Origin of the sequence: Pseudomonas sp. MPB26, assembly GCF_046605355.1 — a bacterium.
In the GTDB taxonomy this organism is placed as follows: Bacteria; Pseudomonadota; Gammaproteobacteria; order Pseudomonadales; family Pseudomonadaceae; genus Aquipseudomonas; species Aquipseudomonas cedrina.
Genome location: NZ_CP176793.1, coordinates 5,266,540 through 5,288,270, shown reverse-complemented (window position 1 = coordinate 5,288,270; position 21,731 = coordinate 5,266,540). Strand labels below are relative to the sequence as shown.

Annotated in this window: 19 protein-coding genes; 9 read left to right on the top strand and 10 right to left on the bottom strand. The window is 58.6% G+C overall.

Annotated features, from left to right (window positions below):
* The first annotated feature begins 6 nt into the window (after positions 1-6).
* From ACLH0H_RS24155 to ACLH0H_RS24145, 3 genes are all read left to right on the top strand, one after another.
* Positions 7-429, top strand: coding sequence for a hypothetical protein (locus tag ACLH0H_RS24155; RefSeq protein ID WP_411379946.1), 423 nt, complete (start codon positions 7-9; stop codon positions 427-429).
* A 702-nt stretch (positions 430-1,131) separates the two neighbouring features.
* A complete protein-coding gene (locus tag ACLH0H_RS24150) occupies positions 1,132-1,626 on the top strand; it encodes a hypothetical protein (protein ID WP_411379945.1) in 495 nt (164 codons plus the stop codon).
* A 147-nt stretch (positions 1,627-1,773) separates the two neighbouring features.
* Positions 1,774-2,157, top strand: a complete 384-nt coding sequence (locus ACLH0H_RS24145) for a hypothetical protein (RefSeq protein WP_411379944.1) — start codon at positions 1,774-1,776, stop codon at positions 2,155-2,157.
* 7 nt (positions 2,158-2,164) lie between these two features.
* Here ACLH0H_RS24145 and ACLH0H_RS24140 read toward each other — a convergent pair whose 3' ends face one another.
* Complete coding sequence (locus ACLH0H_RS24140) at positions 2,165-2,602, bottom strand: DUF3995 domain-containing protein (protein WP_411379943.1); 438 nt, start codon at positions 2,600-2,602, stop codon at positions 2,165-2,167.
* 93 nt (positions 2,603-2,695) lie between these two features.
* Between ACLH0H_RS24140 and ACLH0H_RS24135 the strand changes: the two genes are divergently transcribed.
* Entirely contained in the window at positions 2,696-3,085 is a 390-nt protein-coding gene (locus tag ACLH0H_RS24135; protein ID WP_411379942.1) for a DUF2946 domain-containing protein, read from the top strand.
* A 95-nt stretch (positions 3,086-3,180) separates the two neighbouring features.
* Positions 3,181-5,307, top strand: coding sequence for a TonB-dependent receptor (locus tag ACLH0H_RS24130; RefSeq protein WP_411379941.1), 2,127 nt, complete (start codon positions 3,181-3,183; stop codon positions 5,305-5,307).
* Between the two features lie 73 nt (positions 5,308-5,380).
* Here the strand turns inward: ACLH0H_RS24130 and ACLH0H_RS24125 are convergent, their stop codons facing one another.
* The gene (locus tag ACLH0H_RS24125; protein ID WP_411379940.1) at positions 5,381-6,397 is read right to left on the bottom strand and encodes an ABC transporter substrate-binding protein; all 1,017 of its coding nucleotides are present in this window, start codon (positions 6,395-6,397) and stop codon (positions 5,381-5,383) included.
* 130 nt (positions 6,398-6,527) lie between these two features.
* Entirely contained in the window at positions 6,528-6,998 is a 471-nt protein-coding gene (locus ACLH0H_RS24120) for a hypothetical protein (RefSeq protein WP_016975554.1), read from the bottom strand.
* Between the two features lie 247 nt (positions 6,999-7,245).
* Here ACLH0H_RS24120 and ACLH0H_RS24115 point away from each other — a divergent pair, with 247 nt between their 5' ends.
* The 3 genes from ACLH0H_RS24115 to ACLH0H_RS24105 all read left to right on the top strand — a co-directional run bounded on the left by ACLH0H_RS24115 (position 7,246) and on the right by ACLH0H_RS24105 (position 8,321).
* Positions 7,246-7,671, top strand: a complete 426-nt coding sequence (locus ACLH0H_RS24115; RefSeq protein WP_411379939.1) for a hypothetical protein — start codon at positions 7,246-7,248, stop codon at positions 7,669-7,671.
* A gap of 109 nt (positions 7,672-7,780) precedes the next feature.
* Entirely contained in the window at positions 7,781-8,011 is a 231-nt protein-coding gene (locus tag ACLH0H_RS24110; protein ID WP_076952489.1) for a hypothetical protein, read from the top strand.
* 67 nt (positions 8,012-8,078) lie between these two features.
* Positions 8,079-8,321 carry a DUF2789 domain-containing protein gene (locus tag ACLH0H_RS24105; protein ID WP_411379938.1) on the top strand — a complete coding sequence of 81 codons (243 nt, stop codon included), beginning with the start codon at positions 8,079-8,081 and terminating at the stop codon, positions 8,319-8,321.
* A 41-nt stretch (positions 8,322-8,362) separates the two neighbouring features.
* Here the strand turns inward: ACLH0H_RS24105 and ACLH0H_RS24100 are convergent, their stop codons facing one another.
* Together ACLH0H_RS24100 and ACLH0H_RS24095 are read right to left on the bottom strand one after the other, a co-directional pair.
* The gene (locus ACLH0H_RS24100; protein ID WP_411382457.1) at positions 8,363-9,595 is read right to left on the bottom strand and encodes a methyl-accepting chemotaxis protein; all 1,233 of its coding nucleotides are present in this window, start codon (positions 9,593-9,595) and stop codon (positions 8,363-8,365) included.
* A gap of 545 nt (positions 9,596-10,140) precedes the next feature.
* On the bottom strand, positions 10,141-10,545 hold the full coding sequence (locus ACLH0H_RS24095) for a TraR/DksA family transcriptional regulator (protein WP_003191666.1): 405 nt from the start codon (positions 10,543-10,545) through the stop codon (positions 10,141-10,143).
* Between the two features lie 371 nt (positions 10,546-10,916).
* Between ACLH0H_RS24095 and ACLH0H_RS24090 the strand changes: the two genes are divergently transcribed.
* The gene (locus ACLH0H_RS24090) at positions 10,917-15,629 is read left to right on the top strand and encodes a dermonecrotic toxin domain-containing protein (protein ID WP_411379937.1); all 4,713 of its coding nucleotides are present in this window, start codon (positions 10,917-10,919) and stop codon (positions 15,627-15,629) included.
* Positions 15,630-16,676: 1,047 nt separating this feature from the next.
* Here the strand turns inward: ACLH0H_RS24090 and ACLH0H_RS24085 are convergent.
* The 5 genes from ACLH0H_RS24085 to ACLH0H_RS24065 all read right to left on the bottom strand — a co-directional run bounded on the left by ACLH0H_RS24085 (position 16,677) and on the right by ACLH0H_RS24065 (position 21,699).
* Entirely contained in the window at positions 16,677-17,699 is a 1,023-nt protein-coding gene (locus tag ACLH0H_RS24085; protein ID WP_076952492.1) for an ABC transporter permease, read from the bottom strand.
* Between the two features lie 25 nt (positions 17,700-17,724).
* The gene (locus ACLH0H_RS24080) at positions 17,725-19,278 is read right to left on the bottom strand and encodes a sugar ABC transporter ATP-binding protein (RefSeq protein ID WP_411379936.1); all 1,554 of its coding nucleotides are present in this window, start codon (positions 19,276-19,278) and stop codon (positions 17,725-17,727) included.
* Positions 19,279-19,343: 65 nt separating this feature from the next.
* The gene (locus ACLH0H_RS24075; protein ID WP_411379935.1) at positions 19,344-20,279 is read right to left on the bottom strand and encodes a sugar ABC transporter substrate-binding protein; all 936 of its coding nucleotides are present in this window, start codon (positions 20,277-20,279) and stop codon (positions 19,344-19,346) included.
* 60 nt (positions 20,280-20,339) lie between these two features.
* The gene (locus tag ACLH0H_RS24070; protein WP_411379934.1) at positions 20,340-20,519 is read right to left on the bottom strand and encodes a hypothetical protein; all 180 of its coding nucleotides are present in this window, start codon (positions 20,517-20,519) and stop codon (positions 20,340-20,342) included.
* Between the two features lie 151 nt (positions 20,520-20,670).
* Positions 20,671-21,699 carry a Gfo/Idh/MocA family oxidoreductase gene (locus ACLH0H_RS24065; RefSeq protein WP_411379933.1) on the bottom strand — a complete coding sequence of 343 codons (1,029 nt, stop codon included), beginning with the start codon at positions 21,697-21,699 and terminating at the stop codon, positions 20,671-20,673.
* Positions 21,700-21,731 lie beyond the last annotated feature (32 nt).

Here is a 21,731-nt window from a genome sequence, read left to right as displayed (position 1 = left end):
CAAAAAATGAATTATTTTGACGAAGAAGTTATGACCAACCTAAATAACTTCAACATGACCTTTGAAGTCCTCACAGAGGCCGAGCACGTATCAATAATTAGAAACATCAATGAAAACGTACCGTTTTCGGGGAATAAAGTTGCTTGGGATAAATTATCGGCCAGTAACCACTTTGGGCTCACCTCATCGGATTTGGCGATATCAAATCTAGCCAAAGAAGTTCAAAAGTTCAATGACAATAATCTGATTTTTATCAGTGACTCTGCCTGTGACGAGGCGTACCCCATAAACTTAATGCACATAGACAAGGCACTTAGCATATTCTCAGAAATCCCCCAACATACCTACATCGTATCGAAATCACTGACATGGATTGCATGCATTGCATCTGAAGGAGACTTGGACTTCGCGAGGCCTTTATTAAAGTAAAAAATAAGTAAAACACATCACAACCATAGCCAACTACTCGTGGAGTTTGACTCACCCAACGAAAATGGTATTGCCTTATGGAACGGGCCGACACCAAAAACCGGACATACATTGGATGTAGAGCTGGACATAAATGAAACTTTATCTTGGCAAAAAAACATCACCCCTTCACTCAACAGAAAGTCGCTGATCACTGTTATCAATAACACAATCCAAATAACTGCAAAACTAATTCAAGGCGTTAACGACAGTTGCATAGCGTTAAAACTAGGAGATTCGGTAATCCTCATCGAGGTTGAAGAACCATTCCCTCGAACGTGTGGATTTGCACAAATAACCACAACCAAACTTAACCTATACCCAATAAACATTTAAACTCTAACTCGACAACTAAAGGCAAGAAAACACACAGAAATACCGACGGCACTGAATTACAGAGAACCTTAATCAGGGCTGCTCAGAATCGATGATCCATCACAGCAGGAAAAAACGCTATAGCCTTGCAGGCGTAGTTCCTGATACCGAATATCACCAACCCTAAATTCACGAGAAGAAAATAATGCTAGAGAAAAACAAAAGAATAGTACTTACCGGCGAAGAAGCACTTGACGCTCTTAGAGAGATTGAGTTTATTTAATATCTCTACATAAAATGGGCAGTTACTATGCCGAAAAACCTAGAGCCTTGGAAGAATATCGAAGAGTGACTACTGATTTCATCGACGATTGCGCCGTCACACAGCGCTTGGCAAGAGTCCGCGGGATAATCTCTCAGCACTTTGACGATTCTCTCGGCGATGATGATATGGATGATATAGAAAGACACGTTTCCGATTTGAACCTATGGAAACCCAATCAACCACTGAATCAAACAAAACAAAACCCGCAGCAAATTAGCATCTCAAAAGGTACCATTCAGCAAGTAACTTGCAAGCAAACTGAATTATTAGTAGTTTTTAACGACCAAGAGGGTGAAATGCTACTTATCACATTTTACAATCACAGTGCCTTTAAAGGTATGAATGCGATTGGCGCTGAAATATGCGGCATGGTTGAAGAGAGCGACTCTAACCTTTCGCAAAAATCAGAACGTGCCACGAACATAAAAACTGAGAAAAGCTACTGCTTCAAGGCCAGCAACAGTGGAGAAAGTATTTTTTCAGTAATTGCAGACGGGTATAGAATTGAAAAAATATAACTAAACCCACAAAACCATCCGATACCGTAGAATTTACTTGAAGAATTTAACATCTACAGCATTTACTTTGGCATTCTTTTCTGAGGCCGAGCACACCGCCCTAGTCATAGACGCTTTTAAAAGCGACTTAAACCTCGCAATTTTTCCATGAAGATAAAAATCAATCAATTACATGAGAACCAAGACGAATTACTAGTGACGTTTTGCTCACCGATCGGTAATGGCATTGCCTTGTGGAGCGGGATAAAGCCAACCATCGGGGAAACTCTGTATGTGGAACTGGATATAGATGAAACTTTTTCTTGGCAAAAAAATATTTTTTTATCGCCTGCCAATAAATCTCTTATAACCGTTATCAACGGCACAGTTAAAATAACTGCCAAACTAATCCAAGGCACTGAATACAAATGCGCAGCTTTAAAACTCGACGACTCGATAATACTCATTGAACTTGAAGACCCGTCGCCTCAAGGATCAGAATTTGTTCAAATAAGTACAAGAAAACTCTACCTACACCCTGTGTATATGTGAGCCCGACTCACCCCCACGCCACCACCAACAACCCCACCCCCAACACCAAACACAACGGCGAATAAACCCACGTATCCAACCGCGCAAACCGCGACCCACCCACCTTCTTGAAAAACCCCACCAATTCCGAATCCCCAATCGCCCTGGCAAACATAACCACCGCAATCACACTGATCCACCACTGCAACGCGCCATGGGACACCGCCGAAAAGTACAGCCCAGCCCGCAGGCACACCAGCAAGGCGATCCCCACCAGCCCCATCGCCACCAGCAAGGTGCCCAGCGCCGATGGCTTGAAGGCAGGCCGTGGCCCGCTGGCGAATTCGCCGGGCAATTGCGGGATGGCGGCGAGGCTGCCGAGTTTGCCGCCGGCGGCCCAGTACAGGTGCACCATGCTGATACCGGTAAAAACCCCGACGATCCATCGTGCGATGACAACGCTCATGGCGGATGCTCCCTGGAAAGGTGCGAAACAGGATAGTCGGCCTGCGATTTTTTGCAGGCATTTCGTCGGCGGCTGATGGTAAAGTGCCGCCCCATGAAACTTGCCCGTGCCGACCGCTCGCTCATTGCCTGGACGCTCTACTGCTGCGTCCTGTTCAATGTGTTCGCCTGCAGTATCGGGCATGGTCAGATGGTCGGGATGCAGCTCAATGGCATCGGCGGCCAGTTTTGTACGGTGGACCCGCGCACCCAGGCGCCCAAGCCGTCCAACTCCACCGAAGAGAACCTGCCCACGCTGTCCAAGGCGTTTGGGTGTCCGCTGTGCTCCACCGGCGGCATGGGCCCGGCGCTGAGTTCCAGCTTGAATGTGGCGGTATTGCCGCAGCCCCAGGCGCCACCGCCGGCGGTCGTTCTGGCCGCTGACATCCCTGCCCCCTTCAACTGGCCCACGGCGCATCCGCGCGCGCCGCCTGTTTTCGCCTGATCCCTTCGCTTTCCAATCTGCACTGACCACCGTTTCCGCAAGGAAGCACGGGCGGCTGTGCGTTGTTTTCAAGCCAAGTTTTTCAGGATTCAACCATGAAACATCTACCTCTGTTAGCGGGCCTGTTCGGCTGCCTGCCTGTTTGCGCCTGGGCCCTCGAGTTGGCCCCTACCACCATCGAGGGCGAACAAACCGCCGAGCCTGGCCTGGCGCTGGACCAACCCAGCGGCATGGCGTCGCGGTTGGGCTTGAGCGTGCGTGAAACGCCGGCGTCGGTGGCCATTGCCAATCGCGATGATATCCAGCGACACGGCGCCAAGACCTTCCGCGACACGGCCAACACCCTGCCCGGCGTCAACGCCAGCGCACCGCCAGGCTTTGGCGGATTTGTCTCCTATCGCGGCTTTACCAGCAGCCAGATCACTCAGATGTTCAACGGAATCAGCGTCGCAACCGGCCTGGCCCGGCCCGTGGATGCCTGGATCTATGATCGGGTGGAGCTGGTGGGCGGCCCCTCCTCCTTGATCAATGGCGCAGGCTCCGTGGGCGGCTCGCTCAACTACGTGACCAAGTTGGCCACCCGTGAAGAGCAGGCTGGCGAAGGGCAACTCACGTACGGCAGCCATGACACCGCCGGCATGGCGTTTGGCGTCAACCACGCGCTGACCGAACCCGGTGCCGACGTGCAACATTACGCGCGCCTGGATGTGAGCCGTAATACCAACCACAGCTACATCGACCGTGACACGCGCGAGGCCTGGAGCCTGGCTTTTTCCCTGCTCAGTGACCTCACCCCCAACCTGTCCCACACCCTGGCGCTGGAATACCAGGACGAGCACGAAGACAGCCCCTACTGGGGCACGCCGGTGCTGAACCCCAAGGTCGGCGAGTTGAAGATCGACAAGCACAACCGTTTCAATAACTACAACGTCGCCGACGGTCGCTATGAACAGCGCACGGTCTGGGCGCGCTCGATCATCGACTACCGCATCAACGACAGTACCACCCTGAAAAACACCCTGTACCACTTGGACAGCCAGCGCGATTACCGCAACCTGGAAACCTACCAGTACAACATGAGCAACAGCGCCGTAAACCGCTCGACCGCCTACCAGGTGCGCCACCAAGGCGAACAGCAGGGCGACCAGTTCGAGCTGCGCCACGATGCCCATGTGTTCGGCCTGTCGACTACCTGGTCCGGCGGTGTCGAGTACAAGGTCAACAGCACCACCAACACTCCGCTGAACGTTCCGGGCAACAGCACGGTGGACCCGAACGCCTTCAACCCCGGCCACTTCTATGACATCCCGCGAACCCGGGAACGCTTCGGCAAGGACAAGACCAACCAAGTCACTACACGGGCATTGTTCGTAGAAAACCGCCTGGGGCTCACCGATACCTTGTCGCTGCTGACGGGCCTGCGTTATGACGCCATTGACCTGGATGTTACCAACCATCGCGCAGTCACAGCGACCAACCCCCGCCACTTCAAACGCAGCTGGGAGCCGGTGACCGGTCGCGTGGGCCTGACCTACCAATTCATCCCCTCGGCTAATGTGTATGTGCAATACAGCACAGCCGCCGAGCAACCGAGCACCACCACACAGGTGTTTGATGTCTCGACAGGCAAACAGTGGGAAGTGGGCAGCAAGTTCGACTACCTGGACGGCCTCGGCTCGGCGACTGTTGCCGCCTATAGGATCGAACGCAAGGACTTTGCCGTGGCCGATCCGCAGGACCCGACCAACAGCATCCCGGTCGGCGCGCAGTCATCCAAGGGCATCGAATTGGCCAGTTCATTGCGCATCACGCCAAGGCTGCTGGCGGAAGGCAACTTCGCCTGGGTGGACGCCAGGTACGAGGACTTCAATGAAAAAATCGTCACTGGCGCGGTGGTCTCACGCAAAGGCAACACGCCGACCAACGTCCCCCGGCGCGTGGGTAACCTGTGGCTGACGTATGAGTTTGCCGAAGATTGGCAAGGGGGTGTGGATGCGCGATACGTGGCCCAGGTGTATGCGGATAATGCCAACACGCAAACGGTGCCGGCCTACACGCTGTTCGGGAGTTTCCTGCGCTATCAGGTGAATTCGCACACCTCGGTGACGGGCCGGGTGCGCAACCTGACGAATGAGGTGTATGCCGAGTTTGCCCATGTATCGCCGGCATATTACCTGGGGTCGCCAAGGACCTTCGAGCTGGCCATACAGACCCATTTCTAACATGTGAATACAATCAATGTGGGAGCAGGCCCGCTCCCACATTTGATCTTCATTTGGCAGTGCTGGCCGTGTTCTACTTCAGGCTTGCCTCGACCTTCTGCGCCACATCCTCAGTCAACCATGCCTTCCACACTTCAGGATGCTCCTTGAGGAACGCCTGGGCCGCTTCCCGTGGCGCGGTGTGTTTTTCGCTCATGGCCGCCAACGCTTTATTCAGCGGCTCAATGGGAAACTCAACCTTCTCAAAGAACTGAGCGATCTGCGGATGCGCCTTCTGGAACGGCGTAGACACCCCAATACTCAACTTCGATGCCAACGAGCGCGTTGGTTTCGGATCGGGATTGTCCGCATCCGTCAGGGTCTTCCAGGCCTCGGCGTCGAACGGTGGTTCCTCCAGCTGGATCAGCTTGTAGCGCCCCATCAGCGGCGTCGGCGACCAGTAGTAGAACAACACCGGCTTGCCGCGGCGGATCGACGAAGCGATCTCGGCATCCAGGGCCGCGCCCGAGCCACTGCGGAAGTTCACGTAGCTGTCATCCAGGCCGTAGGCCTTGAGCTTCTGTTTGTTGACCACTTCCGAGGTCCAACCGATGGGGCTGTTGAGAAAGCGCCCCTTGCCTGGGGATTCCGGGTCCTTGAACACGTCCTTGTAGCGCGCCAGGTCTTTCACGTTCTTGAGGTCCGGCGCCAGGGGCTTGATGCCTTTGGCAGGGTCGCCCTTGACCACGTATTCAGGCACCCACCACCCTTCGGTTGCGCCCTTGACCGTATCGCCCAGGCCGACCACCTTACCTTCAGCCTCGGCCTTGACCCACACCGGACTGCGGCCGGCCCATTCTTCACCGATCACCTGGATGTCGTTCTTCGCCAGGGCGGTTTCCAGAGTAATGGTGGTACCCGGTAAAGTGTCGGTGGGCAGGTCGTAGCCCTTCTCGACAATCACCCGCAGCACTTCGGTGATAAGGCTGCCGCTTTCCCAGTTCAGGTCGGCAAAATGAATCGGCGCCTCGGCGGCGTTGGCCGGCAGCGTCGTGACTGAGAGTCCAAGGGTGGCCAGGGACGCAGCCAACAGCATTTTCAATCCTTTCATGCCTTTGCACCTCGCGTTATCGCAGCCAATGGCAGGCGGCTTTGCTGCGTATGCGCGAAGCCTCTGAGTAGTTAAGGCAACTCAACTGTAGTAGAGGTTCCGCACCGCGGGTGTTTGAGGTAGCTGATGTTCATTCGCTGGCCTTGAAGGTCACCAGTTCACCCTTGCGCCACTTGGCGGCCTTGCCGGTCACGGCCTTCAGGGTTTTGGTCAGGCCTTCCTGCAGTTGCTCATTGGCGGCGAACACCAGCATCACGCTGTGGCCTTCCTTGAACACGATGCCCTGGCCCTCGGCCGAGGACACAAAGGCGTAGTCGCCCAGGCCATAGACAGTCAACTTGATGTCACGGAACTTCAATTCGAACTTGCCGCCTTCGCGACTGGGCAATACCGCCGCGCGGAAGTGATCACCGACTTTGAGTTCCAGGCGAGGTTTGTCATCCACCACCATCGCCGCTTCGGTGTCGATTTCGGCGATGTAGATGCCTTCCGGCGTCTGCTCGGTGATGTAAACGAAACGGGATTGAAATTGTTTGACCAACTTTGCGCGCAAATCACCCAGCACGAACAACGCGTGCATATCCAGATTACTGACTGCCAAGGAAACGCCCCCACATCGAAAAGAGCGCTGTCCGCCGGAGCGGGCAGCACAAAAAAACGGCCATTACGGCACGATCACATCACTCATTCTTTTGAAAAAAACTGAAGAAGACCCTGCTGTCGCGCCATAAGACCCGTACAGACGTACGCAAAGAACTTGTGCAAGGTCACCAGGCACCACAGGAGAACACAGGTTCACTGGCCCGAGAATACGGACCGATCCACTTCAGAGAATAACCCAGTTAAAAATGCAGTTTTCCGACACGCAAACACAAATAAACACGCCGCGATGGAACCGGGCGCTGGCCGCCGACGACAATACTAAAACAGCAACCCCGATCAAAACCACTCAAAAACGCAGCAATACAGTCATGCGGATCGATCGAAAGGAGCAAGCCATGCAACAATCAACCCATAACGCTATGTCTTCGCACACCTGTTCATCCTCTCGGGACGACGTTCAATACTACCGTTTGTACAGCTTTGACGGGCACTCGGATTCCGTCCTTTACCAGGTCGTGCCCGCCGGCAGAAATTTCTTCCATATCCGCGAAGTGCTCAGCGGCCGCATAAAAGGCTTTCGCAGCGACCATGTCAAGGCCTGTGAGTTGGCAAAAAAACTCGAAGCGATGTTGCAGGCGCCCCATGGCGCAATCGTTTCGTCAGCCCGATAACTTAACTGCGCCGCCGCCCCCTAACAACTGCCATACTGGCCCGTCCACTGAAGTGTGTGCCCTGCGGGCAGACTTCACCAGTGCAGTTATCTCCAAGGGAAGGCTCTACGTGACGGAATTTGATATTGGCGAATTTTTCATCCATGGCGACGCAAGGGAAGTAGACGGCGAGTTCCAAGCGGTGATCGTAATGCGGGCCAAGCCACCGCTGACCACCGTCACCACGCACCAAGTGGAAAAAGACCGCTGGTTCAAAACCTTCGACACCGCGGCCCTCGCGGCAAAAGATGCTGCGAAGGCCCTCAAGGCCGCCGTGGATGCCGGCGCGCTGACCTCCTGAGAATCCAATAGAACTCTGCTGCGTCCCAAGCCTCCCATGCAGACACACTGAACCGCATGGAGAATCTATGGACACCACGACCCCTACGCTTGAAACCCTGTTTGAACAACTGGGCCTGGATTCGAGCCAGGACGCGATTGAGCGGTTCACTGCCGAACACCGCCTGCCGGATGATGTGAAACTGATCGACGCACCGTTCTGGAGCGAGCAACAAGCGAGCTTCCTGAGGGAGCAATTACACGTAGACGCCGAATGGGCGCCGGCGGTTGACGACCTCAATGCATTGCTGCACGAGTCTCCGGTCGCCTGATCAAAAGCGGGCTGCCTGACAGTTCCAGGCAGCCCTCCTCCCTACTTTGCGCCCTTGACTGCCTCGGGCTTGTAGCCGAGGCGCAAGCCGCCCCAATGTCGGCCGTTGACCATGATCGGCACCGACAGATCGTGCATCAACTCCCCGGTGTCGCGGGTGTAGGTTTGCAGCAAGACGGCCTGTTGATGGCTACCGCAACGAATCCCGGTGCGGTCTTCGAACTTGCGCTTTGTGCGGTTCTGCACGGCATCCACTTGGGCATCGCCCGTCAGCGCCTGGGAAAACGCTTTATTGTGCGTCGGCACGTAGCCCTGAGGCGTGCAGGCAATGGCAAACACCAACCCTTCATGCCGTGGCAGCAGCGCCTCCTGAATCGCCGGCAACACCTGGTCGGTGTAACCGTCAAAGCGCGTGTGATATTTGCTCGGGCTGGTGTTGCCAATCGGCGTGTAACTGCGGTCGAACAGGTCATCCAGGCTGATGCGGTTCTGTTGCACATCGGCCTCGAACTGCGCGGCAATCTGACTGGCACCTTCGCGGGCCAGGTCGTAGATACGCTGGTGATAGTCATCCAGCCCGACTTCGGCCAGGCGCTCGCTGATGGTTTCGGCCTGGCCTTCCATCTGCACGGCAGCGTCGGCCAACTGACGGGTTTGCTGGTCACTGACGGTCAAGTCGCTGCGCATCTGCTCCACGGCATGGAACAGGCTGTCGAGCTGGGTGCGATTGGTGTCGGTGCCCTGGGCGATTTCATTGACCTGACCTTCCACATCCGCCGCCAGGCTGGCGATGCTTTGCAGGTGTTCCCCGGCGTGCTCCACCTGCTCCACGCCGGTGTGCAGGTCCGCCGAGAGCTGGCGAATCTGCTCGACCACTTGTGCGGTGCGTTGCTGGATATCCGCCACCATCACCCCGACCTCATCCGTGGCCGTCGCCGTACGGCCCGCCAGGCCACGCACCTCATCGGCCACCACGGCAAACCCGCGACCATGTTCACCGGCCCGCGCCGCTTCAATGGCCGCGTTGAGGGCGAGCAGGTTGGTCTGGTTGGCGATGGACTGGATCACCAGGGTCACCCGCTGGATTTCCTCACTGCGTTGGCTTAAGGCTTCGATCAGTTCACGGCTGGCGTTGGCGCGCTGGCTGAGCTGGTGCATGCGGGTGATCGATTGGGCCAGCACTTCGCGGCCTTCGATGCTGCGCTGGTGGGCCTGGCTGGCGGCCCCAAGGGCCTCGCGACTGAGCTGGGCGGTGACCTTTTCGGTGCCGATCATGACTTCGGCGCTGCCGACAATCTGCTTGGCCGCGCTTAACTGCGACTGCAAGCGAGCCGCCAATTGCTTGACCGAATAGGCCACGCCGGCAGCGGACAATGCGTTGTGGCTGGTGGTATGGGACAGGTCGCGAGTCAACTCGCCAATGGCATCGACAGCGTCGGCAGACGCCACAACGGGCGTACGGCTTTTCAGGCGAGGCAGCCAGATCACCAGCAACGCCAGGGGCAGGCAGAGGTAAAGCGGCAGGCTGGCCAGTGCCAGGCCCAGCAATATCAGCACCAGGGCGGTGCTTTGCGCAAGCGGCGTCAACCAGCCGGGCAACGTGCGCGCCGCCGCGCGCGGTGGCACAGCTGCGCCTATCAGAGATCCGTCTCCAGCCATCTTCGTCACCCCGCTGCTTGTCGTTATTGTCGCTGCATTAAACGCCACTATCGGGCCATTATCCATGGGCCTTTAGTGGGGTAGCTTGCAACAGATCAATAGACCGGGCGTAACGGGTCTTTCCCTGGGGAACCGCGCTGCGATCCCCCAGCTTTACGGCATCAGGCTTGACGCTGGTGCTTGTCGATCTGCTCGTGGCGCTCTTGCGCTTCGATGCAGTATTTGGTGGTCGGGCTGATCAGCAGGCGCTTGAGGCCGATTGGCTCGCCGCTGTCGTCGCACCAGCCAAAGGAGTCTTCCTTGATGCGCTCCAATGCGCGTTCAAGCTGCGGCAGCATGCGCTGGTCACGGTCGATGGCATTGACCAGCCAGGTGCGCTCTTCTTCCACAGAAGCGGCGTCGGCCGGATCGGCCGGGGTGTCCAGGCTTTCAATGGCGATACGGTTCTGTTCAATGCGCTCGTGGTGTTCCACTTTCATGTCCTGCAGCAACTTCTCGAAAAAAGCGTGCTGTTCGGCATTCATGTAGTCATCCGCCGGCATGGCCAGCAACTTTTCCTTTGTCATTGATTTCTCTATAAAAAATACGTGCATTAAGGCGAATAAGGGAGCGTTCCGGCTGACCTTTGCAGGCCTCGGAAAGGCGCCGTCCATTTCAAGCGCCACCCGGCACTCAATTTACGAGGGGCGGCAGTCTAAGGCCGACTTGAGGGCGCAGCAACTGAAAAGACAGGCAATTTTTCCGAGATAACCCCCAAAAGCACCAGGACGGGCTCGGCGAATGGTTATCGGAGTGCGTTTATAGCAAGAAATTCAGTGTCGTGGAGCTATATAGAAGACAAACGGTTGTTAATCGGCCAGCAATAGCTAACGCACGTCACCACGCAGAAAGGATTTAGCTACCGACCCTGCACTTTCGCAGTGAAAAAGGAGCTTTCATGACCCTCTTCACCTCCCCTGCTGCGCACGCCGTTGCAGCACAGTTCGCCACACGCCCGACCTTCGCCACCGTGGCCCGCCAACTACTGGAGTCCGCGCTCGCGCAAGCCTTTGCATCCTTGTCCATCGACCTCGACCGCACGCAACTGGCCGTCCCGGTCGCGGGGGGCGGCTGGGCGCTGTACCCGCTGCTCCCGCGCGTGCTGGCCTTTCTCTCAAGCGGCAGCGCGCTGGACATGCACGACAGGGATGGACGTCGCTGCTTTCTCAGTGACGCGCCACCCACCGCGCTCAAACTCGCCAATGGGCAACCGCTCGACGTCGCGGAGGTTGAAAAGCTAATCAAGACGCTGCCCTGGACCTTGCCCATCGCATTGCAAAACGCCCTGGCCGACTATTGGAGCCAGGCAGCGGACCGTGACAGCTCGCGATGGCGCTGGCTCAGTGACGCGCTGGCGGACGTCCTCTCGGTGTGCGCCACCCACCAGGCGGACCTGACCCGTCACGAGCGTGACATCCTCTACCAACTGGTCGCTCACCCGGAACGGGAACAGCGCATCGACCGCTTCGATGCCGACGCGGCTCACGTGTATTTCCCCTACGCCACCCTCACCGACGGCAACCGCACCCAGCATGTGCTGGGCCCGGACATGCTGGTGCTGTGCCCGCTCAATGGCCGTCCGCGTGCACTGCTGTGCCAGCCGGCGGGAACCTGTGAGCGCTTTGCCAGCGCCGACGCCGCCTTGCAAGCCTGGGCTGAGCGGGCAACCCAGGATCGCGTGGTGCGCCAGATTGCCCTGCACCGTTTCGAACCGGACGGTCATCTGTTCGAGACCCAGGCCGCGATCGTCCTTGAACAGCAGTTGCAACAGCTCGAGGCGCTAGAACTGCCTTCGACCCAAGGTCTCGACCCCCTGCAAGCGGTGTACCGGCAAATTTCAGAGCCGGCCAGTGCTTTGTCCCCTGTCTCGACGGCCAACCCGGCGGTGCTGGCGACGCTGCGCCCGCAGGTGCCGGCCTGGCTGAAACAAGCCTCACCCGCCGACCAGGCACTGTACCGCCACTACAGCCTGGCCTTGGCCAGTGCGAAAAAGCGCAGCGAAGGGCGTACTTTCCTCAGTGACATTGCCGATATCCGCACCTTCAGCCATGACGCATTGCGCCAATGGCTCGCGGCACAGGACGTCAACGCGCCCCCTCCCGACCCTGACGACCTGATCCTGACCTTCAACGTGGCGGCCGGTTATCCGGGGGGAGCCGGCTTTGTCGAGCGCGTGCAGATGAGCCTGACCGACCTGGCGATCCGCAACCTGCAAGGCCGGCCGCACGGGCAAATGACCGTGACCCACCGCAACAATGTGCCACTGCCTGTATGGTTGACCTCGGACGCCATCACCCGCAGCGGCGGGCTTATCCAACAGGTCGATATTGGCAAAACCTATCCGGACTTGCTCAAGTCAACCTTGCTTGGCGATAACGAGGCGGTGCGCCTGCGGGAAAAGCGCTTCGCCGCGCACACGGTCGCGCAGTTGCCGTTGCAGGCGCTCGAGTTGCACCTCAAGGGCGAACAAGGGTTTACGGCCCGAGGTGCCGCCTGCGTGGCAGCGCTGGTGGCCAGCAACGCCAGCGAACGTCAAGTCGAAGGCAACGCCATCGTGATCCGGCATTTGAGCCTGGTGCGCAAACCCCTGGCAACGCCCGACATCGTGACCAACATGTACGTCATCGAGGCGGAAAACGGCCAGCTCGGGCCGCATATTCTTTACCGCCCCCTGTACGCCGACAGCCTGCGTGAATTTACCGACCGCGCGCACTTGCTCGCCGCGATCGCCAGCGCTGGTGAGCTGCAGGCCAGCGTGTTGACCTGGCTGTCTGATGGCGCGCGGCCGATCTACGACAATGGCGGCTTCGAGCAACCGCACTACGTGCGATTCGGCCTTGGTGATGAGTTTGAACTGCCCGAAGTGCCGCAACCGGCCACCCTGGGCACCGACGGCGCCAGTGACGAACTGCTGCAATTTCACGCCAACGGCCAACTCATGGAGTACCTGTACGGCGCCAATGCACGGGCGTTGATCGACCAGGCGAACCGCGAGTCGGTGTCCAATGCCGAAAGCCGTTGGGCCGTGTTTCTGGAAGGCGCCAGCCTTCTGTTCAATACCTTGCTGCTGCCGCTGGCACGTGGTCCGTTGATGGCGGCGGGCTGGTTGCTCAGTCTGATGACCGCTGCCAGCCGCGACATTCCCGGCCTTGTGAGCGAGGATCCGGTGACCCGCGAGCTGGCTCTGGTGGACCTGCTGCTCAACGTCGGCATGTTGATGTTCGAACTCGCGCCCTCCTCCGTGTCGCCTTCGCCCACCGTGCCGGCAGACATGCAATGGCAGTCGCTGCGCTCGCCTTTGTTGCGCAGGCCGGCCGACGCTTGGCCCGAACCACCCGCGCCCACCGTGCAACAAGGCACGGTCCTGCTCGGCGGCGCAGGCCCGGGGCTTGCGGATACGGTGTTCGACTTCAGCTTTGCCAGCGCACGTAATCGTCTCACCCCCAGCCAGCAAGCACGCTTGCTGCAGTTCCAGGCACCCACACCACCGAATCTGGACAACGTCGTGCTCAACGGCCCCCGGCGAGGCCTCTATTCTCATTACCGTGACTGGTACGCCCTGGTCGAATCCCACTGGTACAAGGTGCGCCCGGAGGCAGACGGGGCGGCGCTGATTATCCACCCCTATGACAGCACCCATCAGGGGCCGTACCTGCAAGCGGACGCCGAGGGCAACTGGTCGCTGGACCTGCGTTTGCGCCTGCGCGGCGGCATGCCGCCCAAGCGGATTGCCGCAGCGCTCGAGCACAAAGCCTTGCGCATAAAGCAGCTGTCGCAGGAACAGGCCAACTTTCTCAACCCCCGGCAGGAAATGCGTCAAGGCCGCCTCGTACCGATCAAGAGCCTGCAGCAAGCGCTACAGGACAAGGCCGACAACGCGCAGCAACTGATGGACCTGGCCGCCAACGACCCCAAATACACCGAAAAGGCCCGCGCCAGCACCCGCAAGAACTTCGAGGCCGTCCTGCAAGAACAGATGGGCGCGTACAAAGGCCTGCTCGACACCCGCGAGGAACGCCTGAAGCTTCACATACCGCTGCCGGACAGCGCGATCGCGGCATTGCTGGAAAACATCGTGAACAATGCACGCAAGTGCGTGGTCGTCGCCGCGATGGATCGAAAGGCCTTGCTTGCCGAATACCCGGACATGAGCGCCGCCTGGACCACTCAGTTGAGCACTATGCCGTTTCTCACCGCCCCCGAGCGCTACGACCAGTTTCTCAAGGCGTTGACCGAGATCAATGAGCGCCAGATTCAGGCATTGGACATCAAGGATCGCGCCCTGCTGGAACTGTTCTCGCTCAACCCGTCCGGCAAGGACGCTTATAAGCGCCTGACGAAAGACCGCCCGGAGAATGAGCTCCGCGTACAGACGGTCAAATACGCGCAATTGTTGAACTTGAAACCCTTGAGCCAGAAACACTGGCGGCAACACACCATCATCGCCCACGACACACTCGACCCGCTTGGCACGCATGTGCTGACCCACGCCGAATTGAACAGCCTGAGCCTGACGCATGCCGACCGCCTGGCTGTGCTCGACAGCCTGTTCGAGCAGTACGGCCGGGCGATCGATGCGCTGCAGGGCGTCGCGATGATTCACGCTGAAGACCTGGAGATGGACTACTTCCGCCGTCTCCAGGCGCTGGTGGAATCGCTCTACCAAGATGTATTGCAACAACTCGCCGCCGAAGTCAAACCCCAGGCCAACGTTGAACAACCTCCGCCCATGCGGCCGTTGGTGAGCCTGGGCAAACCGACCAAAAAAGTCATCCGTACACGCACGCACGGCGTCCTGATCGGCGACCTCAAACCGGCCGGGACTGCCTTGCCGATCGACGTTGTCGAGCTACGCTCGGGGATGAGCGACCAGGTGCTGGCGACCTACTCCGAACATGAGAGCGGCTGGGATGAGGTGCTTGAGGTACGCCCTTCAAAGCCGTCGCTGCCTCCCGACACACGGCCCCTCAGTAACGTCAAAGGCGAAGCGCGCAAACGACTCAAGGCCCTGGAGGCGACCATCAAGCGCGAGGAAGGCTACGCCAGAGTCTCCCGGTACCCCATCGAAATCCAGGAGAGCCTGGATTATGAAGCCAGGCGTTTTGACGTGCTGGCAGGTGAATTGGAGCGCGCCATCGCGGCACAACCAGAAGAGCAGCCAGCTACCGATGATGATCGAGCGCTGGCCGCTCGCCTGCGTGCGGCAGTTGACCGGTTGACGGCCACCGGCAAATCACTGCGCATCAAACGCACCCTGGAATTACCACCCACCTCGGCGCATCTTCAGTTCCTGCTCGAAGCGGACAAAGTCCAGCTTGCAAGGCTGGGCGAGCGCATCGCACTGCGTGGGGAACGACGTGATTTCATCCAGGAATACGCCGTTAACGACAAGCACGGTTTTCCGCTGTGGTACGCCCATTTCCACTACCCCAAGGCGGACACGCCCAAGCTCGAGTACGCCATCGCCCACCTGAAAACCAAGGAACAGCGCCGCGAGAGTTATTACTCGTTGCTGGCCAAGGCCGAGAGCGCACAAAGCGTGGTGGATGTGCATCGCGGCGAGATCAGCCGCGCGTTGGCCGAGCGCCGCTTCATGCCGCTGGCGCCTTGAATACTGTGGGAGCTGGCTTTCCTGCGATGGCCATAGGTATCTACACAACTGCTTGCTGTTGCTGTTGCTCTGGCTTTTGATCTTGATCTCAGGCGCCCCGTCAAACACGCTGGCCGAACGCAGGCTTGATCCGTGGGTAACCCGGCAGGACGCCGGGTTAGCCGCCCCGCGCCATGGATGGCGCGTGGCGGCGGCCCACGGATTCAAGCCTGCGTTCGGGCACACCGAGCCTAAGCGAGGTGCCGAGTGTTGGGGCAAGAGCGTTTTGCTTACTTTTGCGCTTTTCAAAAGTGAGCCGCCGTAAGGGCGGAACCAATAGCAGTCGTTACCGCAGAAATGGATATGTACTCGGTCAGATCCAAAAAATCGTCGCCTGACAGACCGCCATCGCAGGCAAGCCAGCTCCCACATTTGAACCGGGATAGACATAAGAGATCGGTCGCCCCTCAGCGATGGCAATAGGTATCTACACATCTCTGTAGTGAGCGGGCTTGCCCTAATGCCAGTCAGTTAAGCGCAATCCCCTGTGGGAGCGGGCTTGCTCGCGAAAGCGGTGGGTCAGTAAACATCAATGTTTGCTGTGCCGACGTCTTCGCGAGCAAGCCCGCTCCCACATTTGATCTTCGTTGATTTAAGCATTGCGTTCACTTAACTGATCGGCATTAGGGCTTGCCCTAATGCCGTTCAGTTAAGCGCAGATACCCTGTGGGAGCGGGCTTGCCCGCGATAGCGGTGGGCCAGTCAACATCAATGTTTGCTGGGCCGACGTCTTCGCAGGCAAGCCAGCTCCCACATTTGATCTTCGTTGCTTTGAGCATTGCGTTTGCTTAACTGAACGGCATTAGGGCAAGCCCCGCGCTGGGCTGCGAAGCGGCCCCAATAAATACACCGCCGAGTGTCAGGTAGAACTGGGTCGCCTGTTGTGGGGCTGCTTCGCAGCCCAGCGCGGGACAAGCCCGCTCACTACAGAAAATTTTTCGGTCTTTTGTCGATCAAATCAATGTGTACAGGTGAGGCAGAGCGTCACAGGATGGGTCTGCCTCCGATTCAGCGCTTGAGCTTGCGCTTGTTGCGGTACTGGTCGATCACTACCGCCACCACAATGATCAGGCCCTTGATGATGTCCTGGATATAGGCGTCCACCCCGACAAAGGTGAACCCGCTGGCCATCACCCCCAGGATCAGCGCGCCGATCACGGTGCCGGTGATGCGCCCTACCCCGCCCGCCAGGCTGGTACCGCCGATCACCGCGGCGGCAATCGCATCCAGCTCATACGACATGCCCATGCCGGCCTGGCCGGTGGCGGCCCGTGCCGAAGCCACCACGCCGGCCAGGCCTGCGAGCAAACCGGCGATGCTGTAGACGATGATCAGGTGGCGCTTGACGTTGATGCCCGAAGTGCGCGCCGCCTGCATGTTGCCGCCGATGGCGTAGGTGTACTTGCCGTACTTGGTGTAGCGCAGGGCAATATGGAAAATCACCGCCACCACCAGGAAGATGATCACCGGCATCGCGCCATGGCCGATGGCCGTGTAGGAGTCCGAGAGCATGCTCACCGGCTGGCCTTCGGTGTAATAACGCGCCAGGCCACGGGCCGACACCATCATGCCCAGGGTGGCAATGAATGGCGGGATGCCCGTGACGGCGATGATGCTGCCATTGATCGCCCCCGCCAGCAGCCCCACGCCAAGGCCCATCGCCACCGGGATCCACACCGGCAGGTCGGTCAGGCTCGGAAACACCGCCCGGGAAAAGTCAGAGGTTTGCGCCAGGCTGGCAGCGATCATCGCCGACAGCGCGAGTACCGAGCCCGAGGACAAGTCGATGCCGGTGGTGATGATGACCTGGGTCACACCAATCGCCAGCAGGCCAATGATCGACACTTGCAGGATCATCAGCACCAGGCGCTGGGAGTTCATCAAGAAGCTCTGGTCACGCACGATCCAGCCGAACAGCTCAAACACCAGGCCGATGCCGATCAGCACCAGGAAGATACTCAACTCGGTGGGCAAGCGACGCCGTTGCTTGGCCGGGGCCGTGGCAGGCTTGTTGTCTGTTATTGCGTTCATAGCCAATCACCTTCTTATTCTGTAGTCAGTGGACTGCCGTCATTCCGGAAGCCAACTGCATGACTTTTTCCTGGGTCGCTTCGCTGCGGTCCAGGGTGCCCATCAGCTCGCCTTCGTGCATCACCATCACCCGGTCGCTCATGCCCAGCACTTCGGGCAGCTCCGAGGAAATCATGATCACCGCCATGCCTTCGCTGGCAAGGAAGGAAATCAAGCGGTAGATCTCAGCCTTGGCACCGACGTCAATGCCGCGAGTCGGCTCATCCAGGATCAGCAGGCGTGGGTTGGTCATCAGCCAGCGCGCGAGCAAGGCCTTTTGCTGGTTCCCGCCGGACAAGGTGTCGATGCACTGCTCGAGGGACGGGGTTTTCACCCGCAATTTCTTGCACATGTCTTCGCACAGCGCGCGCAGGGCTTTTTGCTGGATAAAACCGTTGCCCGAATAGTGCGGCAGCACGGCCATCTCCATGTTTTCCAGCACCGACAGGCACGGGAACAGGCCACTGAGCTTGCGGTCCTCGGTCAACAGCGCAAAGCCCTTCTCGATGGCCATGTGCGGGTCCGTGATGCGCACCGGTTCGCCGTCGAGGGTGATCTGCCCGCCGCTGCTTGGGGTGATGCCGAAAATGGTTTCCGCCACATTGGTGCGGCCCGAGCCCATCAAGCCGGCAATGCCGAGGATTTCCCCGGCGTGCAGGTCGAACGACACGTCCTTGAACACACCGTCCAGGCGCAGGTCGCGCACCGACAGCAGCAGCTCGCCGATCGGCGTTTCGCGCACCGGGAACAGCTGGCTCAGCTCACGCCCGACCATCATCGAAATCAGGCTGTCGCTGTTCATGCTGTCGGCACGCTGCAGGCCGATGTACTGGCCATCGCGGAACACCGCCACTTCATCGGCGATGGCAAACACTTCGTTCATTTTATGGGTGATGTAGACGATGCCTTTGCCCTGGGACTTGAGGTCGGCAATGATCGAAAACAGGTGGGCCACTTCTTTTTCGGTAATGGCCGACGTTGGTTCATCCATGATCAGGATGTCGGAATCGTAAGACACGGCCTTGGCAATCTCGACCATCTGCCGCTCGGCGATGCTCAGGTTGCCCACCTGTTCTTCCGGGTCCAGGTTGATGCGCAGGCGCGCCAGCAACTCGGCGGTACAGCGGTGCATTTCGCGGTGGTTGACCATGTGCAAACCGTTGAGCTGCTCGCGGCCGATCCAGATGTTCTCGGCGATGCTCATGTGCGGCATCAGGTTTAGTTCCTGGTGGATCATCGCGATGCCGGCCTTTTGGGCGTCCAGCGGCGTGTCAAACCGGATCGGCTTGCCGCGCAGGCGAATCTGGCCGGCGTCGGGCTGGTAGATACCGGCGATGATTTTCATCAGGGTGGATTTGCCGGCACCGTTCTCGCCCATCAGCGCCAGGACCGAACCTGGGCGTACGCGCAATTGCACGTCCGCCAAGGCAACGACACCGGGAAAGCCTTTGCTGACGTTGACGATTTCCAACAGGTAGGGTTCTTCCAGCTCAGGGGACAGCGTACCGGGAGGCTGGGAAGACGTCGCTTGAGCGAGCATAGGGAAGTTCTCCTTCTGCAGGGCGGCCGTGACCGCCCTGCCGGCTTATTGTTGTTATGTCGGGGCTATTTGAAGTCTTTGACGTTGTCCGGGGTGATCAATTGGTACGGAATGATCACGTTCTGCTCGACCGGCTCGTTCTTCGCCATCTTGCGCGCCGCTTCCACCGAACCGACCGCTTGCCCTTTGGCGTCCTGGAACGCCGAGGCGGCCATGTCACCCCGGGTGATTGCATTCAAGCCATCCGGCGTGCCATCAACCCCCGCGATCAATACGCTGCCCGGCTTGGTACCTGCGGACTTGAGGGCCATGGATGCACCGATCGCCATTTCGTCGTTATTGGCCAGCACGGCGTTGAACTCGCGGCCCTGGGTCAGCCAGTCGTTGACCAGGGTCATGCCGCGGTCACGCAGCCAGGTACCGGTCTGTTCCTGCTCGATCTTGATGTCGGGGTATTTAGCCAGAACCTCTTTCACGCCTTTGGTCCGATTGGTGGTGGCATTGTTGGCCAGATCACCCAGCAAAATCACGATTTTGCCCTTGCCGCCCATCTTTTCGGCGATGTACTGCATTTGCATCCTGCCCGCTTCGAGGTCATCGGAAGTCACCGCTACCACGCCCTTGGGCAAGTCTTTCTGGTCGGGACGACGGTTGACGAACACCAGCGGGATGCCGGCCTTGCTGGCGGCATTGATGATGTTCTTGGTCGACGCGGTATCCACCGGGTTGACGATGATCGCATCGACCTTCTGGCTGATGAAATTCTCGACCTGGCTCAGTTGCTTGACCACGTCGGCGCGCGCGTCTTCGAACTGCAATTGCACGCCGTCACCCTTGGGATAGGACTTGGCTTGCTTGTCCATGTCTTCACGCAGGTAGGTGAGGAAGGTGTCATCGAAGGCGGACATGCTCACGCCCACTTTGAGGTCGGCAGCGCATGCGACACCGCTGCCCAGCATCAACGACAGGGCCAGCGCGGTAAAACGGATCGGGGTCTTCATGAACGGTCTGTCTCCACTTTCTTGTTGGTTTTTTGGACGTAGCGTTTATCAGATATGAGCTCAGAGCGAAGATGACGGCAGTCGAACCACCGGTGCTCCCGGAATGCAGCACACCAGCGCGCCTTGGTTTTCGACGCACAGCATGTTGAGAAAGGAGAAATAGAACGGACGGGCGCGGGGCAGGCCGCGTGGCTTGTGGGCAGGGCGTAAAACGCGCAGTACAGCGTTGAAGATTTTCATCTGACGGTACCTGGTTGTTTTTAATCTTGTTTTTGTTGAGTCGCTCGAATCGCGTCCGAACGTACTTTCTGCAACCTGGAAAAGACTTTATTGGAAAAAAATTTCCATATCAACATCTTTTAGAATTTTGTTCTATTTCTGTGGAAATCTCCTACAGCGCCGCCATGTCGATGACCTGCCGGCGCTCCGCGCTGAGACGCGCGGCATCCAGTACACGGGTGGTTTCCAGCGCGTCATGGGCATCCACCGGTAACGGCCCCTGCCCTTGCACAGCTGCTTGCAACTGGCGATAGAACTGCGTCCAGCAACCTTTCTCCGACGGTACCCGTTCGCGCTCCGGGCCTTGTTCGAACCAGCCCCAGCGCCGATGTTCCTCGGCGCCCCAGTGCTCGCCTTCGGTTTTTGGTGATTTGCCGGCCATCAGCGCTTCTTCCTGACCATCCAGGCCGTCGACGGTGTAACAGCCCAGGCTGCCGCTCACACGAAAGCGCGGCGCCTGGCAGTTTTGCAGGGCATTGCCCCACAGGTGGGAAATCACGCCGTTGGCGTGGGTCAGGGAGACAAAGAAACCGTGGTCGATGCTGGGGTGTTCGGCGGTGTAATGCAGTTGCGCAAACACCCGCTCCACCGGGCCGAACAGTTGCAGCGCCTGGTCCACCAAGTGGCTGCCCAGGTCGCGCAACCACCCGCCGCCGCTGGCATTGCCCACCGCTTGGGGGCCGTAGCGCTCCACGCGGGATTCGAAACGGCTGATCTGGCCGAGGGCGCCGGCGTCGATGAGTTTGCGCAGGGTCAGGTAATCCGAGTCCCAGCGCCGGTTCTGGTAGACGCTCAACAGCACTTCATGGCGCTCGGCGGCGGTGATCAGCGCCTGGGCCTGCTCGGCATTGGCGGCGAAGGGTTTGTCGCTTACCACCGCCACGCCGTGTTCGATAGCCTCCAGCACCAGCGCCGGGCGGCCTTTGAGGGTGGTGGAAATGACCAGCGCATCGACACCGGCTTCAACGAGCTGGCCGATGGAGTCGAAGGCTCTCACGCCGGGGTGATCGCTGTGCAATTGCTGGCGGCGTTCGGGTGAACGGGTCACCACGCCGACAAAGGTTGCGCCTGGCAGGGTTGCCAGTAACGGGGCGTGGAAGAAACGCCCGCCGTGGCCGTAGCCGACTAGTCCGATTCGCATAATTCACTCCTTGTATGAAGTGCAAACCCGAG

Bases quoted from the DNA above. Each gene is read 5' to 3' on its own strand.
- ACLH0H_RS24080 (WP_411379936.1), bottom strand. From the start codon at position 19,278: ATGCTCGCTCAAGCGACGTCTTCCCAGCCTCCCGGTACGCTGTCCCCT.
- ACLH0H_RS24155 (WP_411379946.1), top strand. From the start codon at position 7: ATGAATTATTTTGACGAAGAAGTTATGACCAACCTAAATAACTTCAAC.
- ACLH0H_RS24135 (WP_411379942.1), top strand. From the start codon at position 2,696: ATGAAACTTGCCCGTGCCGACCGCTCGCTCATTGCCTGGACGCTCTAC.
- ACLH0H_RS24115 (WP_411379939.1), top strand. From the start codon at position 7,246: ATGCAGTTTTCCGACACGCAAACACAAATAAACACGCCGCGATGGAAC.
- ACLH0H_RS24090 (WP_411379937.1), top strand. From the start codon at position 10,917: ATGACCCTCTTCACCTCCCCTGCTGCGCACGCCGTTGCAGCACAGTTC.
- ACLH0H_RS24145 (WP_411379944.1), top strand. From the start codon at position 1,774: ATGAAGATAAAAATCAATCAATTACATGAGAACCAAGACGAATTACTA.
- ACLH0H_RS24070 (WP_411379934.1), bottom strand. From the start codon at position 20,519: ATGAAAATCTTCAACGCTGTACTGCGCGTTTTACGCCCTGCCCACAAG.
- ACLH0H_RS24065 (WP_411379933.1), bottom strand. From the start codon at position 21,699: ATGCGAATCGGACTAGTCGGCTACGGCCACGGCGGGCGTTTCTTCCAC.
- ACLH0H_RS24130 (WP_411379941.1), top strand. From the start codon at position 3,181: ATGAAACATCTACCTCTGTTAGCGGGCCTGTTCGGCTGCCTGCCTGTT.
- ACLH0H_RS24125 (WP_411379940.1), bottom strand. From the start codon at position 6,397: ATGAAAGGATTGAAAATGCTGTTGGCTGCGTCCCTGGCCACCCTTGGA.
- ACLH0H_RS24085 (WP_076952492.1), bottom strand. From the start codon at position 17,699: ATGAACGCAATAACAGACAACAAGCCTGCCACGGCCCCGGCCAAGCAA.
- ACLH0H_RS24105 (WP_411379938.1), top strand. From the start codon at position 8,079: ATGGACACCACGACCCCTACGCTTGAAACCCTGTTTGAACAACTGGGC.
- ACLH0H_RS24100 (WP_411382457.1), bottom strand. From the start codon at position 9,595: ATGATCGGCACCGAAAAGGTCACCGCCCAGCTCAGTCGCGAGGCCCTT.
- ACLH0H_RS24075 (WP_411379935.1), bottom strand. From the start codon at position 20,279: ATGAAGACCCCGATCCGTTTTACCGCGCTGGCCCTGTCGTTGATGCTG.
- ACLH0H_RS24140 (WP_411379943.1), bottom strand. From the start codon at position 2,602: ATGAGCGTTGTCATCGCACGATGGATCGTCGGGGTTTTTACCGGTATC.
- ACLH0H_RS24095 (WP_003191666.1), bottom strand. From the start codon at position 10,545: ATGACAAAGGAAAAGTTGCTGGCCATGCCGGCGGATGACTACATGAAT.